The following is a 20,972-nucleotide window of genomic DNA, read 5'->3' on the forward strand; positions in this document are numbered from 1 at the left end:
GGCAGGCCCGCCGTCATCAGACGAAGGACCAGCCTCTTTGTTCAATTAAACGCCTTGGATAGAGAAACGGTGTGTGTACACCTGATTTGCATAAAGAATATATTCCTTCTCCGGAAGCTGGCCCCAGCTGTCATTCCCGCCAATGCCCATTTGCTTATGATTAACACGAACGACTGTTTTATCGCTCTCTGGCAGTAAATGAAGGTGATCATTGGCTTCCAGCTCAGAAGGTGTATACGGCAATACATTCAGCTCAAAATGCGGCGCGCCCTTCAGCACGAGGCCCTCGCCCATGTCATTAGTTACAAGTGCATGGCGTACGTCCATTTTGTTACCGCACTCCTGCGGGCGGATATACGGCACAAGCTGATCCTGCACTTTGCCCGTGTATAATCCAAGCTTCCCGCCCGTTTGGCGATCCCAATACGTATCCTCCGGACCCTTGCCGTACCAGGTGATCTGGTCATATTGTGCTGGCATTTGGAATAGAATGCCCACCTCAGGAATTTCCGGCAAACCTTGGCCTGGCTGCAGCTCCTCATATACGTCAACCGTCCCGTCACCGCTTACCGTGTAGATCATGGAGAGCAATGATTCAGCTGTAGTTGGCAAGCTGTACTGCACGCGCACCGTAACCGTGCTAGCAGCTACCTCCCAGCTAATGCCTCGCAGTTCGCGTTCGGCTCCAGCTCCGCGCCAAGTTGCGCAGCGTTCATGATGCTTGTTTCCGCGGTCGTTGTCCGTATAGGCGCGCCAGAAGTTCGGGGCCAAGCCTTTTTGCAGACGCTCTGAGCCATTCCATGCGTAGGAAGCAAGGCTTCCGTCAGCCAGATTGAACTGCAGCGTAAATTGCTCTCCGCTCACTTGCAGCAGCTTCTCTGTTTCTTCGACTTGAATAGCCGGTTTCTCCGCTGCACGGCCAACAACCGGCGCAACTGTAGCAGGCAGAACGAATTGCTCAAACGCAATCTCGTGTCCCGCTTCTGCCCAAATCGTTTGTTCCTTCAGCAGAAGCTGAATAGTAAGAACAGCCTGCTGCGACGCATTTGCCAGCTGAGGCAGCTTATACGGAATCGTCAACGCTTCTTCCGTTTCCGGAGCAGTGGATGCTTCCACCTTGCCTGATTCCAAGCTTATGCCATCAATCGCAACTTCCCACGCAAGCGTAAACTGATCCAAAGCGCTGAACAAATGTCGATTCGTGACCGTAAGCTTGCCCTGCTTCAAATCAACGGCCTCAAACTTTGCGTTCTGATACACCTTCTTCACTTCCTGAAGCTTAGGCGACACCGTGCGATCCGCAAAAATAATGCCATTGCCGCAGAAGTTGCCATCATGCGGCGATTCGCCAAAATCCCCGCCGTACATCATTTTCACAACGCCGTCAGCATCCGTTACCCGGATCGACTGATCAATCCAGTCCCAGATGAAACCACCCTGCAGAACTGGATATTTCTCGAAAAGCTCCCAGTATACATGCAGTCCGCCACAGGAATTGCCCATCGCGTGACTATATTCGCATAGAATAAACGGCTTTTGCGGGTTATTGAGGGCATAATGCTCCACGCCCTGCGGGTTTGTATACATATGGCTCTCGATATCCGATGCCGCGTCCGATTTGCGATAGTGGAACGTTCCTTCATAATGAACGACGCGAGACGGGTCAGCGTCACGCAGGAAATCATGCATTTTGATAAAGTTATCGCCGCCAAATGATTCATTGCCTAGTGACCATATGACGATGGAAGCATGGTTTTTGTCACGTTGGAACATCGAATTACAACGGTCGAGCACAGCGCCTGTCCATTCTGGACGGCTGCCCGGTACCGTTTCGCCAAGCTCCTGCTGCCCATAAGTCCAGGCGCCATGCGTCTCCAAATTCGTCTCATCGATCACATATAGGCCGTATTCATCGCAAAGCTTGTACCAAAGCGGATGGTTCGGGTAATGCGAAGTACGGACGGAATTGATATTGTACAGCTTCATCAGCTCGGCATCCTTGCGCATATCCGCTTCATTAATCGCCCTGCCTGTATCCGAGGAGAACTCATGGCGGTTAACCCCTTTGAACATGATCCGCTTGCCGTTGATTTCCATGAGACCATCCTTGATCTCGAACTTGCGGAAGCCCACCTTGCAGCTAATCGCTTCAAGAAGGGTGCCATCCTCTAATTTCAGGCTCAAAATCAGCGTGTACAGATTTGGATTCTCAGCGCTCCACTTCAGCGGATTGCTTACTGCAGTGCGCAGCTGCGCCGCTGTTAAGTCCTCGCCGTCTATTTTGGTTTGCAGCGACAATGGCGATTCAAATAAGGCATTCCGATTCGCATCATAGAGCGACGCTTCCAAAGTGAAATTGCCAAGCGGCTTCACAAAATAGTTCAGTAGCTTCGTATCGATAATGAGCTCAGCATCGCGGTACTGATCATCGAGCTCTGTTTTGACGAAAAAGTCGTAAATATGCGCTTCTGGTGTCGTATACAAATACACATCACGGAAAATTCCGCTCATCCGCCAGAAATCCTGATCCTCCAGCCAGCTTGCATCGCTCCAACGGTAGACCTCTACGGCAAGCTTATTTTCGCCGGCAGTCAGGTATGGCGTCAGATCGAACTCGGAAGGCGTAAACGTATCTTGGCTAAAGCCCACTAGCTCACCGTTTAGCCAAACGTAAAAGGCAGACTCCACACCTTGGAAGCTGATAAATACCGGTTTGCCATCCCAGCTCTCAGGCAGGGTAAATGTACGCGCATAGGAGCCGACTGGGTTATATGCCGTTGGAGCAAACGGAGGCTTAATATCCTCATTGCCATCCCAAGGATATCTGACATTCGTGTACTGCGGATAGTCATAGCCTTGCAATTGCCAATGCGCCGGTACTGTAATGCTGTCCCAATCACTATGGTCAAAATCAGCTTCATAAAAGTTTGCGATGCGTGACTCCGCTTTGGTTGCAAACGCGAATTTCCACTGGCCGTTTAGCGTTAAATAGTTGGAAGACTTGCTATGAGTCCCCTCCAAAGCCTCTTCGACGGTATCGAATGGCATGAGCGATACATGGGCGTCAAGACGGTTAAGCCGAAAAATTTCCGGATTGTTGTTCCACTCTGGATAGCCGTTGACCGGCGGTGTATAATTTAGCTTTTTGCGCATAGAATCAGCACCTCATTATAGTTTAATTACATGATATTCACATTATAATGCATTCCCAATCCACATTTCATAAAACAATTTTAATATTGACTATAAAAATATGAATATCAATCAGTAAGTTCTCCAGCCAAACACAGCTTTTTGCGCCCATTATTTACCGCTAAATTTAAAGCGCTTACTCTTCTTATAATAGAATGGCAATGCCCTCCTTCAACATATCCCTTTTCATCCTCCCTTCAACGAGGCACATTCTGCACCTGCAGCAACAAAAAAACAGCCAATCAAAATGAAGTCAACGATGACTGCTAAGGAACACTTTCTGTAAAGTGTTCCTCTTCTGAGTCAACGCTCAAACCACCTTGCCATTAGCTGTTTCCTGCTTGTTGCTCTAGAGCTGAAGCTGCTTCAGGTTATAAAATTCACCCTTGCTAGCCATCAGCTCGTCAAATGTGCCCACTTCCACGATACGTCCATGCTTCATGACCACGATCCGGTCGGCATCACGTATCGTTGACAAGCGGTGAGCGACGATAAAGGTTGTTCGATTTTTAATCAGCTCCTGCATCGCCTTCTGTACATGGAATTCTGATTCATTATCCAGAGCCGAGGTCGCTTCGTCCAAAATGATAATTTTAGGCTCGCGCACCAGCGCTCTTGCGATAGCAATCCGCTGGCGCTGTCCGCCGGACAGCTTGCCGCCATGCTCGCCAACCATCGTATTCAGGCCATCCGGCAGCTTCCCAATAAATTCGGACAAGTTGGCCATCTCAATAACACGTTTCACCTGCTCATCGGTAATATCGCGAAGGCCATAGGTAATGTTATCGCGAATCGTTCCTGAGAACAAAATGTTCGTCTGCGGCACAACTGCCAAATGCTTACGGTAGCTGCGAAGGTCGATGTCCGCCAAATCTACGCCGTCCAGCAGCACCTTGCCGCCGGTCGGCTGCAGAAAGCCGATGACCAGATTAAGCACCGTTGATTTGCCTGCGCCCGAAGCACCGACAAAAGCAATACATTCCCCTGCTTCAACGTTCAGCGTAACATCCTCTAGAACATGATGCTCGCTGCCGGGGTAAGACAGCTCAACACCCTCGAAAGAAAATTTGCCGCGAACCTCCGCAAGCTTTCTTTTGCCGCTGTTATTTTCAATATCGGTCGACAGCAAAATCTCTTTTATCGAATGAATCGATTCAAGCCCCTTGGCAATTTGCGGATAAATATTAATAAGGCCGGTAACCGATCCCAAAATCATGGCAAAAAAACCTTGGTACATCACTACATCGCCAACCTGAATTTCGCCATTATACGCCAGATACGCGGTGAAAATCAGGCATAACACTTGAAAGATTTGAAAGGTTACCCAGTTCGTTGATCCGAAATAGGCTTCAACCAAATCCAGCCGATACCCTTTTCCTTGAATGTTCCGCAACGTATTGTCGATCCGGGCAATTTCCACCTTCTCCAGCCCATGCGCCCTTGTGATCGGAATCATCTCCACCATCTCCGACACGCGCGAGGACATCTGCTCGATTTCCTTGCGGAACTCCTTGTTGGACTTGCGGATTTTGCGGCGGAAAATAGTCACGATTGTAATCGACATAGGAATCGTCAGCACAAAAAACAAGGACACGACCCAGCTGCTGTTCAGTGTAATCGCAAACGAGACGATAATGTTGACGACTGCCGGCGCTAGCGCGATCATGAACTGCTTCGACATCATCTCGACCGCTTCCACATCGCGCAGCACCTTCGATTGCAGCTTGCCGGCTGGCAGCTCGCGGTGCTGGTTGATCGACAGCTGCTGAAGCTTGCGCACAAGCGCGCTCCGCAGACCCGCTTCCACGTATCTTACCGCACGGCTGAGAAAGGAAATATACGCGGCATGCGTCGGTATATTTTGCAAAATAACGATTAGGATGACCGCAAAATTGATCCAAATCCCGCTAAGCGGATATTTAGCCGGGTTCGTCGCAATGTTAATAATATTCGCCGTAACGATGGGCAACACATAGATCGGCGCGCTCTTAATGAGCAGAAATAACAACGAAACGAACAGATTGGCAAAATTGCCTTTGTACAAGGATAACAAAAATTTCAGCGGGCTTGCATTTTCATCCAATGCTGCATTTTCAAACGTGCTAGCGAGCCCTTTATTTGAGCCCATCCGGGTTTTTACCGCGCTCTCTGACATTGCTTTCTCCATCCCTCTGTAGCTCTAAAAGTTGACGAACCGCATCTTGAGCGGTTAACTACCGCATCAATCTTACGCCCATTTCCTTTGGCTGTAAATGTGCAATTCTGCACTAAATCGATCCGATTTAGCTCTGTTTTTTTTAGCGGTGCTTCCCCTTATAATCCTTAGGCGTATCCCCAACCATTTTCTTAAACAACTTGTTGAAATAAACCGGATCGCTATACCCGACAAGCTGTGATATTTCGTAATTTTTCAGATTGGGATGATCCGTCAGGAACTGCTTCGCTTTCTCTATGCGGATATCAATCAGGTAGTCGGTCAGCGTCATGCCCGTCTCCTGCTTGAATAGACGGCTCAAATAATTGGCACTCATGCCGACCGTTTCTGCTATCCGTTCCATTTCGAAGTTTTTGCCGTACTCAGCCTCCAGAATCGCCTTCATCTGCTCGATCACATGATGCTCCTTCTCGCTGCTAACCGTCTCGCCTGGCGGATTAGGCAATGCCGCAGCAGCATCCGCAGCCTCGCTTTGCTCCTGCTTGATCTTAACCAGCTGCTCATACAGATTGGCTTTGTCGACAGGCTTCAGCAAATAATCGCGAACGCCATAGCGAAGTGCCTTCCGCGCATATTCGAACTCGCTGAAGCCACTAAGCACAATCGTAGCAATCGCCTTGCCCCGCAGATGCTCGATCAGCTTCAGGCCGTCCATCATGGGCATTTTAATATCGGTAATCAACACATCTAATTCACCCTCGCCCAGCTTCGATATATGTGCCCAAGCATCCATCCCATTGCTGTACGAACCAATGACCTTGATGTCCAAATCCATTTTCGTTAATATTTTTTCAAGGCCGAGCCTTATAAACTCCTCGTCATCCGCAATGATGATGTTCATCGCTGCCACTCCTCTCGCCTGCTCTTTTCTATGGCGAACACTACGTTTCTCCAGAACGATCTTCTCGCTTCGCTGACTTTACTTCAACTTATCTAGTTTGCGCTAAAATCGAAAGCACTGCAACGGAAAGAAAGCGGGCGGATTATTTCACCGCACCGCTTGTCACACCTGCGAAAATATACTTTTGCAAGAAAAGATAAAGGATGGCTGTTGGAATCATAATAATGAGAATGGCTGAGGCAATCATTTGCCAATCCCCGCTGTTGACGCCGAAAAATCGCATCAGTGACGTGGACACAACTACATGCTCGGCTCTAGGCAAGTATAACAGCGGAATAAACATATCGTTATAGATGCTGATCGTCTTCAAAATCACGATCGTCGCCGTTGCCGGCGCAAGCAGCGGGAAAATAATTGAACGGAAAATCCGGATTAAGGATGCTCCCTCCAGCATTGCGCTTTCATCCAGCTCATTTGGAATGTTGCGGATGAACTGCAGGTAAATATAAATTTGCAAAATATCTGCGCCTACATAAATGAGAACAGGCCCCATTAAGTTATTTGTCAGGCCTAGTGCCTGAATCGTTTTGTAGTTGACAACCTGGGTCGTGATTGCAGGAATGATCGTCGCAAACAGGAACAAGCCAACCAGCGGTCCTTTGAACCGGAAATTAAAGCGGCCTACCGCATAACAGAACGCGGAGCCGATCAAGATATTCAAAATAAGCGTCACCGCGATGATGAATAACGTATTGCCAAAGGCATTCAACATATCCGCCTGCTTGAAGGCTTGCGAAAAGTTTTTCAAGTATAGAAAGCTGTCTGGCATCGAAATAGTTGATTTGGTATGAAACTCATCCTTCGTCTTAAATGCATTAACAACAATGATATAAGGCGGGAATAAGATCGCAAATGCTGCCAATACGAGGCTGATATATTTGACGGTATCCCAAAGCTTATTGGATTTATTCATCGATTATTCCCCCTTTCCCTTCAGCAGGAAGCGCTGAATTGACAACACAATCACCACAAAAAACAACAAGACTACACTCATCGCGGATGCAAGGCCATAGTTGTTAAACTGGAAGGCCGTCTCGACAATTTTCATAACAAAGGTTTCGCTTGATCCAGCCGGTCCGCCCTTGGTCAAAATATAAGGGAGATCAAATACTTCTAATGCGCCGGTTACGGTTAGGAACAAGTTCAGCTCGATAATTTTATAAATATTAGGCAGGGTAATGCGGATGAATTTCTGCCAGCCGTTGGCACCATCAATCGAGGCTGCTTCATATATATCATTTGGAATCGATTGAAGAGCAGCCAGATAGATCACCATGTTGAACCCCATAAACCGCCAAAAGCCGATCGATGCAAGCGTGTAGTTGACAAATGAACCGTTCCCGAGCCAGCTTGTTTTGGATAAAGCATCGAAACCAAGCTGTCCAAGCAAGTAATTCAAAGATCCGTTTGTCGTATCAAATACGTAACCGAACAAATATGCTACAGCAACGCCGTTTAGAATGTACGGTAAAAACAGCAGCAGCCTGAAAAAGTTTTTTCCCTTGAGCTTGCTGTTTAGAACGACTGCAAAATAGATAGCAGCGATATTTTGTACGATTCCGACAGCGAAATAGGCAAAGTTATGTTTGAAAACACCAAATATGGCCGGATTAGAAAAGACTTCTTTGTAATTGGACCATCCGATCCATGGTTTATTCGGACTTAGTCCGTCCCAGCTTGTGAAACTTAAACGTATGAGCTCTAATGCCGGATAATAGGCGAATGTCAGCAACAGCAGCAAAGGCAATGCGACAAATCCAATGATTACGTAGTTTTTCTGTGTTTTGAAAGGCAATCTGCTAAACATGGGACAACCCCATCCTCCCTGCGTCTTTCTAATCGGATGGTGCACGCCGGATAACCCTTAAGGATGATCCGGCGTGCACACAATTCCTACAAGCCTAGATCTTTTTTCGCTTTCGCCCAAGCCGTATTCACTTTGTCGAACACCTTCTGAGGGTCTTTGGACAATACAAATTCTTGAACGACTGCGGCTTGATCAAGCTGCGCTTTATTTTGAATTTCGGTCGCTGCGTCTACGGGAGCAGCAGGCTCAAAAAACTTAGGATTAAACGCATTGAACTCCGCCAATTGAGGAAGCTTAGGCTCTCTGCCTTTCAGAGTAGGAATGAAGCCGGCAAAATCTTCATAACCCGATTCTTCAATCATCCATTGAACGAACGCTTTGGCTCCGTCGACGTTTCCTTTTTTGTTAACTGCGTAGAAAAAGTCTGGGTTAAGCGGTGCTTTGGCTTCGCCGGAGTTGTCAGCTGGGAATGGGAAGAAGCCAATATCTTCAGAAGCAGCGCCGTTCTCAATAACTTGGTTGATTACCCAGTTGCCAAGCAGATACATACCAAATTTTCCGGATGCTACATCTTTTTTCGATTGCTCCCAGTTCGTCGAGTTCACATCGGCTTCAAGGAAGCCTTTTGTATAAAGTTCACGCAAAATCCCCCATGATTTGCCGTATGCATTGTCAAGCGTATAAGGCGTATCGGTTTCAGCACGCTTGTTCTGATGGTCAGAAGCTGAGCCAATCAAGGTAGTCACATCATACACCCAAGCATCCAGCGGCCATTTGTCTTTGAAGTTGGAAGCCAAAGGTACGATTCCTGCGTCTTTAAGCTTCTGCGATGCTGCAAGAAACTCGTCATAGGTTTTCGGAAGCTCGGTAATGCCTGCTTTTTCGAAAGCTTTTTTGTTGTATACAATACCCACTGTCGACGCGCCAGAGGAGATTCCGTACATTTTTCCTTCATTCGCTTTCAAATCCTTGAAGTAAATGTCATTAGAGAAGGTAATATCATCAAGCGGAGCAAAATAATTGGCCAGCTCCCCGTTTGGAATCGTCGGTACGAACACCACATCTGGGAAGTCTCCGGAAGCGATACGGATTTTCAACGTTTTATCATAATCCGTGATCGCTTCGAATTTAAGGTCTACGCCAGGGTATTTCTCTTCGAAGCGCTTCTCGTAATCTACGTACTGCTTGTCGATCATGTCTGTACGGTTCGTTAGGAATACGACCTCTCCCGTTACTTTAGGCGCTTCCTCCGTGCCGCCATTGTCCGGCTTGTTGGTTGCTGCATCCGTTGTACTTGGCTTGTTAGTTGCCGTATTCGTGTTTGTATTATTGCCGCCACAAGCCGCTAACGTTGTTAGCATAATTACAGAAAGAAGTGCTAACGAAACTGTTTTTTTCATTTTTCATTTCCCCCTCGGTTCGTTTTGATTCCGCTTACATTTCGATAATAACGTATAAAAAGCTGTGCTGAAATGGTTTAAAATATTATTTATAGTCTTCAACTGACATTATTTGAAAACGTTATCTTTGGCTTGTACGCTCATTTTATTCACAAAAATGTTTGTTTTTATCGCTATTAAATGAAGCTTATTTAGGGATTCAGGCCATTTTCAAGAAAGTGATTGCAAACCAAACTCGAATCATGTTTACTTGTTATATAACAAATTAAATTTTTAGCAATAACAAAAATATGAAATCAAAGTGAGGCGACTCAAATGACTAGCAAATCAGCTTATATTGGCGGGATGACATGGGGTTGGACTGGGGTTCGTGGCACATGGACGGGCGAGCAAGCCGATCGTTCCATGGAATTAATGGCTGAACGGTTACAGGTCAACTGGACAGCCATAGCGCTAGGAGCACTTCAAGACCATGCTCATGCGACGGAAATAAAATTTCGCGAAGAGCCTACCGTAACGGACGACGAGGTGCGTTATGCTATCGACAAAGCTAAGGATCTAGGGCTTAACGTTTGCCTGAAACCGGTCGTTAATTGCGCCGATGGGACTTGGCGTGCTCATATTAATTTCTTCGATCTCGATGTGCCTTGTGAGCCAAAGTGGTCTGACTGGTTCGCTTCCTATACTGAATTTATTTTGCACTATGCGCGGATCGCCGAGGCTACGGGCTGTGAAATGTTTTGCGTGGGCTGCGAAATGGTGCAAACGGACCGCCGCGAACACGAATGGCGGGAATTGATTGCCCAGGTACGCACGGTTTATTCCGGCATCGTGACCTATAACTGCGATAAATACCAGGAAGGACAAGTAAATTGGTGGGATGCTGTCGATGTTATCTCCTCCAGCGGCTATTACCCGATCGCCGATTGGGAAGAGCAGCTCGATCGTATTGAGAAGGTGGTCACGAAATTCGATAAGCCTTTCTTCTTTATGGAGGCAGGCTGCCCAAGCCGCGAGGGCTCGCAGCATATTCCGAATGACTGGGGACTTCCCGGCGCGCCAAGCGAAGAAGTACAGCACAAATTTTACGAGGCTATGTTCTCTTCCTCCGATAAACGCGATTGGGTAGGCGGTTTTATGCTGTGGGATTGGCCTGCCCGCCTATATGAAGAAAGCGCTGCTGCCGCAAATGACGATTACTGTATGTTCGGAAAAAAAGCCGAGCAAACCGTTCGTGAGTACTATACGGCAAAGATAGAACAATCAAGCAAGGAGGCCGCTGCCAAATGAATGAAGCCAACCAACAATGGCTAGCCAGCATTAAACAGGAGCTGGAGTCAAACATCCTCCGTTTCTGGATGGATCACACCGTTGATGAGAGCAAGGGCGGTTTTTTTGGCTTTATCAGCCGTGATCTAGTCGTGAATCCGGAGGCTGGCAAAAGCCTGGTACTCAACACGCGCATTTTGTGGACCTTTGCCACCGCCTATCGGTTGACTGGCAATGCTAGCTATTTAAAAATAGCCGACCGTGCTTACGGCTATGTTAATGAGCATTTTGTGGACAACGAATACGGCGGCTTGTATTGGATGGTCGATGCGGCTGGACAGCCGGCTGAAACGAAGAAACAGGTATATGGCCAAGCTTTTGCCATCTACGCTTTCTCCGAGTATTACCGGGCAACCGGCAATGAAGCCTCGCTCCAGCAAGCGATTGAACTGTTCCATACGCTTGAGCGTTATAGCTACGATCAGCAATATAAAGGTTATTTTGAAGCGTTAACCCGCGAATGGCAGGAGACCGACGATAACAGCCTCAGCGAGAATGATTTGAACGAGAAAAAATCGATGAACACCCACCTTCATGTCATGGAGGGATACACCAATCTCTACCGGGTTTGGAAGTCCGATGAGCTTCATGCCAAGCTGAAAGAACTCATTCAAATTACGATTCAGCATATTATCCATGCTGACAGCGCGCATTTCATTCTGTTCTTCGACGAGCAGTGGACTGTCAAATCCGAGCACATTTCTTATGGGCATGACATCGAGGGCAGCTGGCTGCTTGTTGAAGCCGCCGAGGTGCTTGGTGATGAAGCCTTGCTTGCCGAGGCCAAAGCCATCGCGATTCGCATGGCTGAAGTGACGCTTAACGAAGGCGTCGACGTGGATGGCGGGCTCTTTAATGAGGCGGGGCCAGCTGGTCTCATCGACAGCGATAAGGATTGGTGGCCGCAGGCTGAAGCCGTCGTAGGCTTCTATAATGCTTTTCAGATGACTGGCGAGGATAAGTATCGCAGCGCAGCCGAGAAGTCTTGGCAATTCATTGAAAACCATATGGTCGACAAGGATCACGGCGAATGGTATTGGAGCGTTAATCGAGACGGCACTCCTAGCAGCAATATAGAGAAGGTTAGCCCTTGGAAATGTCCTTATCATAACGGACGCGCCTGCTTTGAAATGATAGAACGGCTGTCCGGTGCATCATCTACCCATTAATGGAGGTTTGACAAATGAGTAAATTTAATGAACGCAAACACTATTTAACAGAGCAATACGAGCAGCTTATTCAACGTAAAAATGAACCGGAAGCGCCTGGAAACGGTGTATTCGACCGTTATGTACACCCTGTCCTGACGGCGGCTCATGCCCCGCTCATTTGGAAATATGATTTTAACCCCGAGACGAATCCGTTCTTTATGGAGCGCCTTGGCATTCACTGCGTGTTCAATCCCGGTGCCATCTACTTGAACGGAAAATATCATCTGGTCGCCCGCGTGGAAGGCAATGACCGCAAATCGTTTTTTGCAATTGCCGCCAGCGATAGTCCCATCGACGGCTTCCGCTTCTGGAATTATCCGATACTGCTGCCGGAAACCAGCGATCCGGACGTGAATGTCTATGATATGCGTCTCGTGCAGCATGAGGACGGCTGGATTTACGGCTTGTTCTGCACCGAGCGCAAAGACCCTTCCGCCGCTAAAGGTGACCTCTCCAGTGCAATCGCGCAATGCGGCATCGTTAGAACGAAGGATCTGAAGCAGTGGGAGCGCCTTTCCGATCTGAAAACCGCCTCCAACCAGCAGCGCAACGTCGTGCTTCATCCTGAATTCGTTGACGGCAAATATGCCTTCTACACGCGTCCGCAGGATGGCTTCATCGACACCGGCTCCGGCGGCGGCATCGGCTGGGGACTCTCCGATACGATTGAGAACGCCGTCGTCGAACGCGAGATCATTATCGATGAGCGCCACTATCATACGATTAAGGAAGTAAAGAACGGCCAAGGCCCTGCCCCCATCAAGACGGACAAAGGCTGGATTCATATCGCCCACGGCGTTCGCAACACAGCTGCAGGCTTGCGTTACGTATTGTACGCTTTCCTCTCCGATCTGCAGGAGCCGAACAAAGTAACGCATCGCCCAGGCGGCCATTTGCTTGCGCCTGAGGGCATTGAACGCGTCGGCGATGTGTCCAACGTCGCATTCTGCAATGGCGTCATCGCTCAGGAGAACGGCGACGTTTACATTTATTATGCCTCCTCCGACACCCGCTGCCATGTTGCTGCGACTTCGGTGGCCCAACTGCTCGACTATTGCCTGAACACGCCTGAGGACCCGCTTCGCTCCCACGCTTGCGTGGAACAGCGCATCGCGTTGATCGACAGAAATCTTCAACTGCAGAGCTAAATGAACAAAAATAAACGAATAAGAATAAACGATTAAGAATAAACGATTAATAATCATTACTAACGCAATCATTCTAACTAAGCTATCAAACGAAAGGCTTCTCAGTAACTTCAGATTAGCCCAAAGATAAGAAAAGCTGTTTTCAAGGCGGAAGCCCTGAAGACAGCTCTTCTTATTTTTATGCGCATATTGAAATCCGATTTCTCAAATCGGCTGATCCTCACTGAAACTCCTGCTAATCACCAAGAAAAGCTGAAATTCGAAAATATAGAAGGAGAAAATCCTATTAATTCAATGGGTGACGTCAGAGACGAGTAGAATGCGAAGTTTGTATAAGGTGAGGTTTGCGATGAGGTCTGCTTTAAGGTAGTGATTTGTTGGACGATGATATTTGTTCTAAGGTGTACGATATGAAGGACAATGAAGTCCTGCTTTCAAGCGAGCGATACGACGTATGATGAAGTCTGCATTGAGGCATGATGATGTGCTTCAACGAATAAGGAGCGTGTGTTGAATGAATTGTCCAGATGATCAACGTGGCATGGTTTTTTATGAAAAAGGGGAATTGGCAGATAGAAATTCCCGCACTTTTGCTGATGCTGATGTATTTGTTTGCCCGCATTGTGCTCATGGATTTATGACGAAGCATCTGAATGAATATCAAATGTAAAAAAGTCCTTACTTGAGGGTTCAAAATTTCTCTGGTTTTTCAATTTTAATTGATGCTACTTCTCCGCACTCTTTACAAAATGTATATATCACCGGGGAGCCAGAAGCGAACATTTTACCAATTGGCATTACTCGAGCGTACCCATTAATTATTTCACCTTTAGCAAACGTATTACTTCCACAAACTTTACAACTTAAGTTTTCTTGATTCATAATAACTCCTCCTTTCGGGCTATTTTAACATATTTGGCAAGATGATGGATAGAAAACAATATGTCGTAGTACGATGATACAACATATTGATGACCCTTCTTTTTCAGTTCTTTGACCAACTCCTTGTAATGTTTTTCTGCCAGAACATCCTGATTCAGTACGTAAATATTAATCATGCGTATTCACTCCGTTTACCGCTCCATTCAGCAACTCAAGTATTCGACCGGCGAAAAATGGTCGAAAATATTAGAGAAGTAGATGACTGAACTATTCGGTATCTTCCGAGCGCTCTGCTGACCACTTCGGCAGAACCACCAGCGCATTTTTGATTCTGTGTCCATAGCGTGAATGAGATAATGTTTGATATCATTCAGTAGGGTCGTCTACCCTACACCGTTATTGCTAATAATCGCTGCATATGTTGATTTAAAATCATCCGAGACACCACCTAGAATTATTACAGCTTTTATACAGCAAAACAGAATACCCTTTCTCGTAAAATCGAGGAAAGGGCATTCTGTTTCTAAGTTGAGGACCATTTCAGTGCCCTCGACGAATACAGGAGCCTTCTACTTTCGGCTTAACTCGTTAGGACATTACCATTCTAAGATCATGCGGGCCAGCATAGCCAGATCGATAATATCGATTCGGTTGTCGCCGTTCAAGTCGAAATGTTTCACTTGATCCCATCCTGCATCTGTTGAAGTGATACCATATGCCTTAGCCATAATCGCCAAGTCGCCAATGCTGATCTTGCCGTCGCCGTTGTGATCGGTCGGAATTTTCACGATCACGGAAGACTGGAAGTCCAGTAAAGCTGCGTTCAGCTGCAAGGCTGCTGAATCGATCTGAACCTGAGTGGCTTTCGAGTTATTCACTACGACCGCCGCTGAATCGATAACAGACTGCAGTTTTGCTTTGGAACCTGCTGGATATTGTCCGAGCAGTTTGCCTTCCACTGCTTGATCATGCGCGCTTTGCGCCTTACCAATCAGCGCGTTCAGCGCCGTCTTGTCGATGACGTCGATTTGAACGGTGTGTACCGTGCCGGCTTGAATCGTTTCCGTTCCGGCACTATCTGCCGTCACCAATTGGGTGACCTCAATGTTGGTCAGGCCGGCTGGTGCATTTTCTTTTGCCCGGAACGACAACTTAATCAGATCCGCATTCGGCTTGGTTTGTTCGCCGTCAAGATGAACGCCCAGAATACGGAGTGTTCCGGCAGGCTCTGCCTTGTAATCGACGACGACGAATTTCGATCCGTCTGTCGAAACTGGCGGTGCAGTCAGTTCCAGCTTATCGACATCGAACGTGATCGTCACATCTTGAGCCAGCACGTTGCCCTGCACATGGCCCAAACCATAAACAAGGTCGAAGGAACTGCCAGCCGTTACATGATCTGCACCGGTTAACATTTCAGGTGCTTTAGGTCCACCGACAGAATAGATTCCAAGATCTCCAAGGTCAATATCATAATCGTCCTGAAGTTTCTCGTATTCGCCTTCAAAGTAACCATCTAGGTATGAATGCCCAAGAATGAATCTGTTCGGATTCACGGCGCCATAGTAGCCGGCATTGGCATTGCTCTGACTGTCAAACAGCACATAGCTTCCCTGCCATCCTGAACCGGCCACCCCCCAGCTGATGATGTGATCGATGTACGGTGCGAACTTGGTGAACAATTTGTACATCAGCCCGTATTGATAGCCAAGAGCGTCAGACTGTCTGACATTGAGCGATGCAGGAGCGATCGCGCCGCCACCAGGGGCGCTTGTCGGCAGCTTAAGGTCAAATTCTGAGAAAGAAATACCGGAAAGCAGACCCTGGTCAACGAGAGAGGCATAGAGAGCCATTGCATATTGGTTATCGCTTGCAAGAGTCTCATTTACCGTATCATGTCCCTGAATACCCATGTCTTCAATAAGAGATCTTCCGTCATAAAGCGGATCGGTGAGCCATGCAGTGTTCAGTTCGCGAATCATATTGTATGCAGTCCTTGCCTTGGTACGGTTAGAAATGTCGTAATCGTTGTAGGTCAGTTTCGGCGGATTCGCATCGATATAGGCGTCAATATTGCCGCCTGTGTCATGTCCGTCGAGCTTCATGTACTCGGGAAGGTCAGCATAGTTCGCTTTGTAAGCTGCTGCCATCTTGGCGTTCGGAGCCGCGATGTGCGCGTATTTGAAGAGCAGGTAAATGTAATGCTCTCTGATGTCGCCATCAATTAGATCATCCGACATTGCAACAAGCCAGTTGGTGTTTTTGAGGCTCGCTCTCCAACTGTTCGGATTCGTTGGAATGATTTCACTGTGCCGGCTTTCGTGAACCTCTTCGTTGAGTACATCCCATGAATTGAAGGGGATTACTCCGCGGGATACGCTTGAGCCATACTTCGTATCGGTGGTCAGGAAGTGTCGCATTACAGTCATTGTGTGGTTATACTGCACTCTTCTGGCACTTTCTTTGTCTACCTTAACCGTGGTTGTAACACCGTTGCCTAGTCCGTAGAAATTAGCTGTGCCTTTATATCCGGAGGAAAGATTCGCGGGAATAATCTGTCTCATCCACACTGGGGCCTGGTTGTACCATGCCAAAACATGGGCGTGAGACTTATACTGTCCGGGAGCTCCGGAATCCCTGATCGCTTGATAAGAGCCGGTCGGAAAACTGTATTCAGCTATGCCCGGAGTAGTAGCTGCGCCGCTCAGGGGCGCGCCAGTAACGCTTTTCAGCCAGTTCGGGCCACGAGGATGCGTTGACTCGGCCTTAAGATTATTGCCGTCGACAAAGATTTCATAGTGCCGGGCTCTGGTTCCAGTTACTGAACCGGTTCCGATCGTGCCGACCATGAACTTGCTATTTTCCCCGTTGTAAATACTCTTTAGAGGTGTTACGACATTCTGGGATTCCTTGTTGACTACGTTTGGAAGCGCAATGCCGTTCGGATCGGGCTCGGTTATTTTGATGTCGGCGACTAGAAGCATGCCGGTTTCTGCTGGACGGCCGTTCTCGCCATGGAGCTCAAGAATGAAGTTCGATGAATTACCTGCTGAAGCGGTAATGCTATGGTGAGCCTTCAACCAAGTTTCACCATTGTAGCTGCCAACCCATTCGGGGTTAAGGTTGTTGTACTCGTAAGTCCTGAGGTAGGAATCGAGGTCGGAGTTGTTATTTCTAATTCTCCACCTCATGAATTTGCCCTGCGCGCTCTTAGGATAGTACACATCAAACTCAATAGTTGCGCCTTCCTTTACATTTACAGCCGGGGACAACGGAGATACAAGGCTCATTCCGCCGAACGTGCCTTGTCCGTTATGAACATAATTGATCTGGAGCACATTGGCTTTGCCTTCGGAACCTGCAAAAGGATACGGAATCATTTTGAATGTGCCACCAGCAAAGTCGGCGGGGACACGGTTGTCAAGCGGAGTTCTTGAGGCCCAGACATTGGTGGGCGCGGTAACTTCTACAGGTACTTTACCAGCACCCGGATCAAGACGGAAATAGGGATTTGAACCGTCCGCTTTGATCTTTCCAGTGAAATTCAACATTGCGCCTTCAAGGCTGGCTATGGCTTCGCTGGCGGGAGTGAGCGCATTACTTGCGAGCTTAAGTGCGTTATCAAGATCCTCAAGTTCGCTAGCGTATACCCAAGGGAAAGCTTTGTTCACATCGGATCCGTCCTCAATCTTGCTAATCTGGAGCGGAAATTCCTTGTTGCCAGCTTTCAAAGCTTCAGCTTGTGCAATGAGTTGATTCAGTTTAGGTGTCCGTTCACCTTCTGCCGCAGCAGCCGGTTTGGGGGCAAAAGTGAATACAGAGAGCAGCATGATGACTACGAGAATGCGGGAGACGTTGATTAAGGGCTTTTCACCTTTCATCTGAGTTTTGCTCCTTTTCTTAAGGCAACCTCTAAAATCTCGTTTTAGAATCGCCCAATTTTTAGTTTTCGGAATTTTTCACACCTTTAGCGATAAAAATGTTACGATCGATCGAAATTACAACCACGTCAGCGCATACAACCTCCCCTTAAAAATCTACCGGATAGGCTCACCTCCTAATTTCAAAACTAGCTGCCTCATTTCCAAGACGTAACGCCATCATTGTAACGAAGACTTTGCAAAAGAGTCTATAAACATATTTCCTTACGGACACAATAATCGCATTAGAGAATACGCCGTGAAGCGTGGTGTTCATATTCAAGAAACAACTTTTCTCCATGAATATACCTAGAAAATAGATTGTATTTTATAACGAGAGAAGTTTAGTAGGTAAGGCTGTCGGAAAACTGTTTCAGTTGAACAAGATGTCAAACGATTGAAAAAGAAAAGAAGCCTCTTGTGATACTGCAGGAACAGTATCACAAGAGGCTTCTTTTACACCACATCGTCATTGTATCCATCAATGATTGGAGGAATACTTTTCCCTGGCATCTCACGACGGTTTCTATATCCGCCTGGAGTCATTCCAACCACTTTCTTGAACACGCGGTTAAATGATACAGCATGGATATAACCGACTTGAGCAGCAATGTCAGGTATTAAATCGTCCGTGGACAATAACAGACGTTTGGCCTGCTCAACCCTTACATCAATAAGATAATTCATAAATTTGACTCCTACTTGTTCCTTAAATATAAAACTGATGTATTTGGGATTCGTATTAAATACCTCCCCTAAATGAGTCAATGAAATATCAGGGTTTACATAATGTTGATCAATATAATTGCGAACTTGCTCGGCTATAGGCGCGTATTGTTTAGCTTCACGTGTTGCTTTGATTTTTTCTTCATAAGAGCACAGCGCTGCTAAAAAGGATATTCTAACCTTCTCTAGGCTCTCGAACTCGGCAAAAGCATCATTCATCGCTGGCATCGTATCATTCTTCCACAAAACCAAATACTCCTCGGTCAACTCCATCATCTCTCTATAGATGGTATTCAAAAGTAAATTAACGATCGTTACCGCATCATCCTTGCTCATATTCCCTAATCGCAGGGCATGAAATAGCTCATTGAATACTTCTATCCACTTAGGCTCACCCATACGATACATTCTGGAAACCTCACGGATTTCTAATAAGAATTCATGTATGGGTAAGTGTTGCGAGTCATCGATAACCCTCCCGTATAAAATAACCTGATTAGCTCCCATTATTATTTTTTTCTCCAAAGCTTTTTCTGCCTGTCCGTAGGCAATCAGTAAATTCTCGGACTCCTCGACAAGATCGCCTACGCCAATCGTAACAGTATGCTTCAAATGTAATTCCACCCATTCGCGGTAACGTTCGAGCATTCCGAGTATTCTAGATGTTTGTATAGGATCATCATCGAGGAACAATATCCCCATATGTTTACCTACCAGCCATTCCAGCCAGATGGATATCTTCATCGAGGTCGCCATTTCTCTAGCAACATTACCCATGGAAAATTTAAGTAGGTTCTTATCACGCTGGTGATACTCCGCACAAAATAGAGAGTAATTATCGATCTCAATTAAAGCAAAACGAAAGAAGTTTGTTTCTGAAGGAGAATGAAACTGATTAAACTCCTTTCTCCATTCTTCAGTTTTGACAATGCGATTCCCTAGCAACACATCATGAAAAAGCACTCTTCTGCGCAATATTAAATTCTCTTCATGCGTTTTTTTGAAATCAATGGATTGTTGGATTAAACTGTCAATAGCCACCTCAATCATCTGCAATTCATAGCTGTTTGCTAAAATCAATTCATGATTTTTCAAAGTTGTAACCGTTCTCAATCTATTCATGATTTTTCCAATCGGTTTGTAATTCATCCTAATTGCAAATATAAACCAGAGCATGCCGATAACGATGGAGAGTAGTCCCAATGAAACACTGGTGACGATGCTGCTGTCGGGATAATCCATGAACATAAAAGGAGTGCTTCCGCTACGGATAACCCAATTGGTATAACTAGAACGAAGCTGCGTTAACACCTTTAGATTCTGTTCTGTATGATGTGGGCGAAACGCTCTCCCCTCCGTATCATACAGTTCAATCACGCTCACAATCGAATCCGAATTCGGTCTAAGTATAGACTCGAGTGAAGAGGTTTTGACATTGACTACGACCATCCCTAACTCACCATTTGTAAAAGGAACCTTTTTGTCGAGTGAAACAACTTTTTCGTTTCTTCCTTGAAAGGATGGCTCATGATACGTTCGGGGATTTGTCCACGCGCCGACACTATCCTTCTCTATTTGCTCCTTCAGGAAGTCTGCATCCGTGAATGCAGTCATTGGAACACGGATTGTATTCTTAAGTACAATATCATCACTTTTGCGATATAAGTATACCGAACGAATAAAATGGTTAATAATCGTCCAACTGCGAATCGTTTCTGAAGCCTCGCTTTCTTCTATTACTTTATTCTTTCCCACATAGAAAAAACGAATGAAATGGGAATTATTATTTAAGTCCTTGATCACAAGCTTATCGATGTCTTGTAAGGAGTAATCTACCAATTGAAGTAAGCGTTCAGTCGCTAGTTCATTGACTTGTTGGCTGGTTTGATTCGCCATCTCGGTAAGTGAGAAGAAAGTTATGTAGGCAAGGAATGAAGTGATTAATAGAAAGATTGGCACATATGAGAACAGCTGTCGAATAAACCATCTTTGGGTCATAGAATCGCCTCTTCATGTTTATATGTTCAGCGGAAGTGGATAGACGTCTTCAATACCGCTACTCACCCAATTTCAATGCTTGCAGCCAATCGTTTCGAATTAATAGCGCATGGTTGGTTTTTAGTCCTGTAATTTGCTCAATCAAATACATGTTACCATCCGATTCAGTAGCTAAATGCCAAACTATCGGGTATTCATCTAGCAGCTCCTTGTATTCAGTACTGTACTGATCTATTAAATTTC

General features: G+C 46.5%; 13 protein-coding genes. 4 read left to right on the plus strand and 9 right to left on the minus strand.

Translation table 11 applies throughout. From position 1 onward, the window contains the following. Positions 1–45: 45 nt before the first annotated feature. The 6 genes from lacZ to E0496_RS25595 all read right to left on the minus strand — a co-directional run bounded on the left by lacZ (position 46) and on the right by E0496_RS25595 (position 9,515). Positions 46–3,153, minus strand: a complete 3,108-nt coding sequence (gene lacZ / locus E0496_RS25570; RefSeq protein WP_141504582.1) for a beta-galactosidase, LacZ type — start codon at positions 3,151–3,153, stop codon at positions 46–48. Positions 3,154–3,541: 388 nt separating this feature from the next. Further along, complete coding sequence (locus tag E0496_RS25575; protein ID WP_141504583.1) at positions 3,542–5,359, minus strand: ABC transporter ATP-binding protein; 1,818 nt, start codon at positions 5,357–5,359, stop codon at positions 3,542–3,544. A gap of 130 nt (positions 5,360–5,489) precedes the next feature. Next, positions 5,490–6,248 carry a response regulator transcription factor gene (locus E0496_RS25580; RefSeq protein ID WP_141504584.1) on the minus strand — a complete coding sequence of 253 codons (759 nt, stop codon included), beginning with the start codon at positions 6,246–6,248 and terminating at the stop codon, positions 5,490–5,492. A gap of 142 nt (positions 6,249–6,390) precedes the next feature. After that, positions 6,391–7,221, minus strand: coding sequence for a carbohydrate ABC transporter permease (locus E0496_RS25585; RefSeq protein WP_139995822.1), 831 nt, complete (start codon positions 7,219–7,221; stop codon positions 6,391–6,393). Between the two features lie 3 nt (positions 7,222–7,224). After that, positions 7,225–8,115, minus strand: a complete 891-nt coding sequence (locus E0496_RS25590; RefSeq protein ID WP_141504585.1) for a carbohydrate ABC transporter permease — start codon at positions 8,113–8,115, stop codon at positions 7,225–7,227. Between the two features lie 86 nt (positions 8,116–8,201). After that, positions 8,202–9,515, minus strand: a complete 1,314-nt coding sequence (locus E0496_RS25595) for an ABC transporter substrate-binding protein (protein ID WP_141504586.1) — start codon at positions 9,513–9,515, stop codon at positions 8,202–8,204. A gap of 315 nt (positions 9,516–9,830) precedes the next feature. Here E0496_RS25595 and E0496_RS25600 point away from each other — a divergent pair, with 315 nt between their 5' ends. The 4 genes from E0496_RS25600 to E0496_RS35685 all read left to right on the plus strand — a co-directional run bounded on the left by E0496_RS25600 (position 9,831) and on the right by E0496_RS35685 (position 13,873). Further along, a complete protein-coding gene (locus E0496_RS25600; protein ID WP_141504587.1) occupies positions 9,831–10,805 on the plus strand; it encodes a glycoside hydrolase family 113 in 975 nt (324 codons plus the stop codon). Beyond that, positions 10,802–12,013 carry an AGE family epimerase/isomerase gene (locus E0496_RS25605; protein ID WP_141504588.1) on the plus strand — a complete coding sequence of 404 codons (1,212 nt, stop codon included), beginning with the start codon at positions 10,802–10,804 and terminating at the stop codon, positions 12,011–12,013. The genes E0496_RS25600 and E0496_RS25605 overlap by 4 nt, the downstream gene beginning before the upstream one ends. 14 nt (positions 12,014–12,027) lie before the next feature. Next, entirely contained in the window at positions 12,028–13,203 is a 1,176-nt protein-coding gene (locus tag E0496_RS25610; protein WP_141504589.1) for a glycoside hydrolase family 130 protein, read from the plus strand. 514 nt (positions 13,204–13,717) lie between these two features. Beyond that, positions 13,718–13,873, plus strand: a complete 156-nt coding sequence (locus E0496_RS35685; protein ID WP_161601571.1) for a hypothetical protein — start codon at positions 13,718–13,720, stop codon at positions 13,871–13,873. Positions 13,874–13,893: 20 nt separating this feature from the next. Here the strand turns inward: E0496_RS35685 and E0496_RS25615 are convergent, their stop codons facing one another. The 3 genes from E0496_RS25615 to E0496_RS25625 all read right to left on the minus strand — a co-directional run bounded on the left by E0496_RS25615 (position 13,894) and on the right by E0496_RS25625 (position 20,729). Beyond that, positions 13,894–14,085, minus strand: coding sequence for a hypothetical protein (locus E0496_RS25615; protein WP_141504590.1), 192 nt, complete (start codon positions 14,083–14,085; stop codon positions 13,894–13,896). Positions 14,086–14,681: 596 nt separating this feature from the next. Next, entirely contained in the window at positions 14,682–17,465 is a 2,784-nt protein-coding gene (locus E0496_RS25620; RefSeq protein ID WP_161601572.1) for an endo-1,4-beta-xylanase, read from the minus strand. Positions 17,466–18,461: 996 nt separating this feature from the next. After that, positions 18,462–20,729 (minus strand): helix-turn-helix transcriptional regulator, encoded by a 2,268-nt coding sequence (locus tag E0496_RS25625; protein ID WP_141504592.1) that lies wholly within the window; start codon positions 20,727–20,729, stop codon positions 18,462–18,464. Positions 20,730–20,972: the final 243 nt, after the last annotated feature.

It is taken from the genome of Paenibacillus luteus (genome assembly GCF_006542765.1).
Lineage (GTDB): Bacteria > Bacillota > Bacilli > Paenibacillales > Paenibacillaceae > Pristimantibacillus > Pristimantibacillus luteus.

Excerpts from the sequence above, each read along its gene's own strand:
- lacZ (WP_141504582.1), bottom strand. The coding sequence starts at position 3,153 with ATGCGCAAAAAGCTAAATTATACACCGCCGGTCAACGGCTATCCAGAG.
- E0496_RS25575 (WP_141504583.1), bottom strand. The coding sequence starts at position 5,359 with ATGGAGAAAGCAATGTCAGAGAGCGCGGTAAAAACCCGGATGGGCTCA.
- E0496_RS25580 (WP_141504584.1), bottom strand. The coding sequence starts at position 6,248 with ATGAACATCATCATTGCGGATGACGAGGAGTTTATAAGGCTCGGCCTT.
- E0496_RS25585 (WP_139995822.1), bottom strand. The coding sequence starts at position 7,221 with ATGAATAAATCCAATAAGCTTTGGGATACCGTCAAATATATCAGCCTC.
- E0496_RS25590 (WP_141504585.1), bottom strand. The coding sequence starts at position 8,115 with ATGTTTAGCAGATTGCCTTTCAAAACACAGAAAAACTACGTAATCATT.
- E0496_RS25595 (WP_141504586.1), bottom strand. The coding sequence starts at position 9,515 with ATGAAAAAAACAGTTTCGTTAGCACTTCTTTCTGTAATTATGCTAACA.
- E0496_RS25600 (WP_141504587.1), top strand. The coding sequence starts at position 9,831 with ATGACTAGCAAATCAGCTTATATTGGCGGGATGACATGGGGTTGGACT.
- E0496_RS25605 (WP_141504588.1), top strand. The coding sequence starts at position 10,802 with ATGAATGAAGCCAACCAACAATGGCTAGCCAGCATTAAACAGGAGCTG.
- E0496_RS25610 (WP_141504589.1), top strand. The coding sequence starts at position 12,028 with ATGAGTAAATTTAATGAACGCAAACACTATTTAACAGAGCAATACGAG.
- E0496_RS35685 (WP_161601571.1), top strand. The coding sequence starts at position 13,718 with ATGAATTGTCCAGATGATCAACGTGGCATGGTTTTTTATGAAAAAGGG.
- E0496_RS25615 (WP_141504590.1), bottom strand. The coding sequence starts at position 14,085 with ATGAATCAAGAAAACTTAAGTTGTAAAGTTTGTGGAAGTAATACGTTT.
- E0496_RS25620 (WP_161601572.1), bottom strand. The coding sequence starts at position 17,465 with ATGATTCCGTATCCTTTTGCAGGTTCCGAAGGCAAAGCCAATGTGCTC.
- E0496_RS25625 (WP_141504592.1), bottom strand. The coding sequence starts at position 20,729 with ATGACCCAAAGATGGTTTATTCGACAGCTGTTCTCATATGTGCCAATC.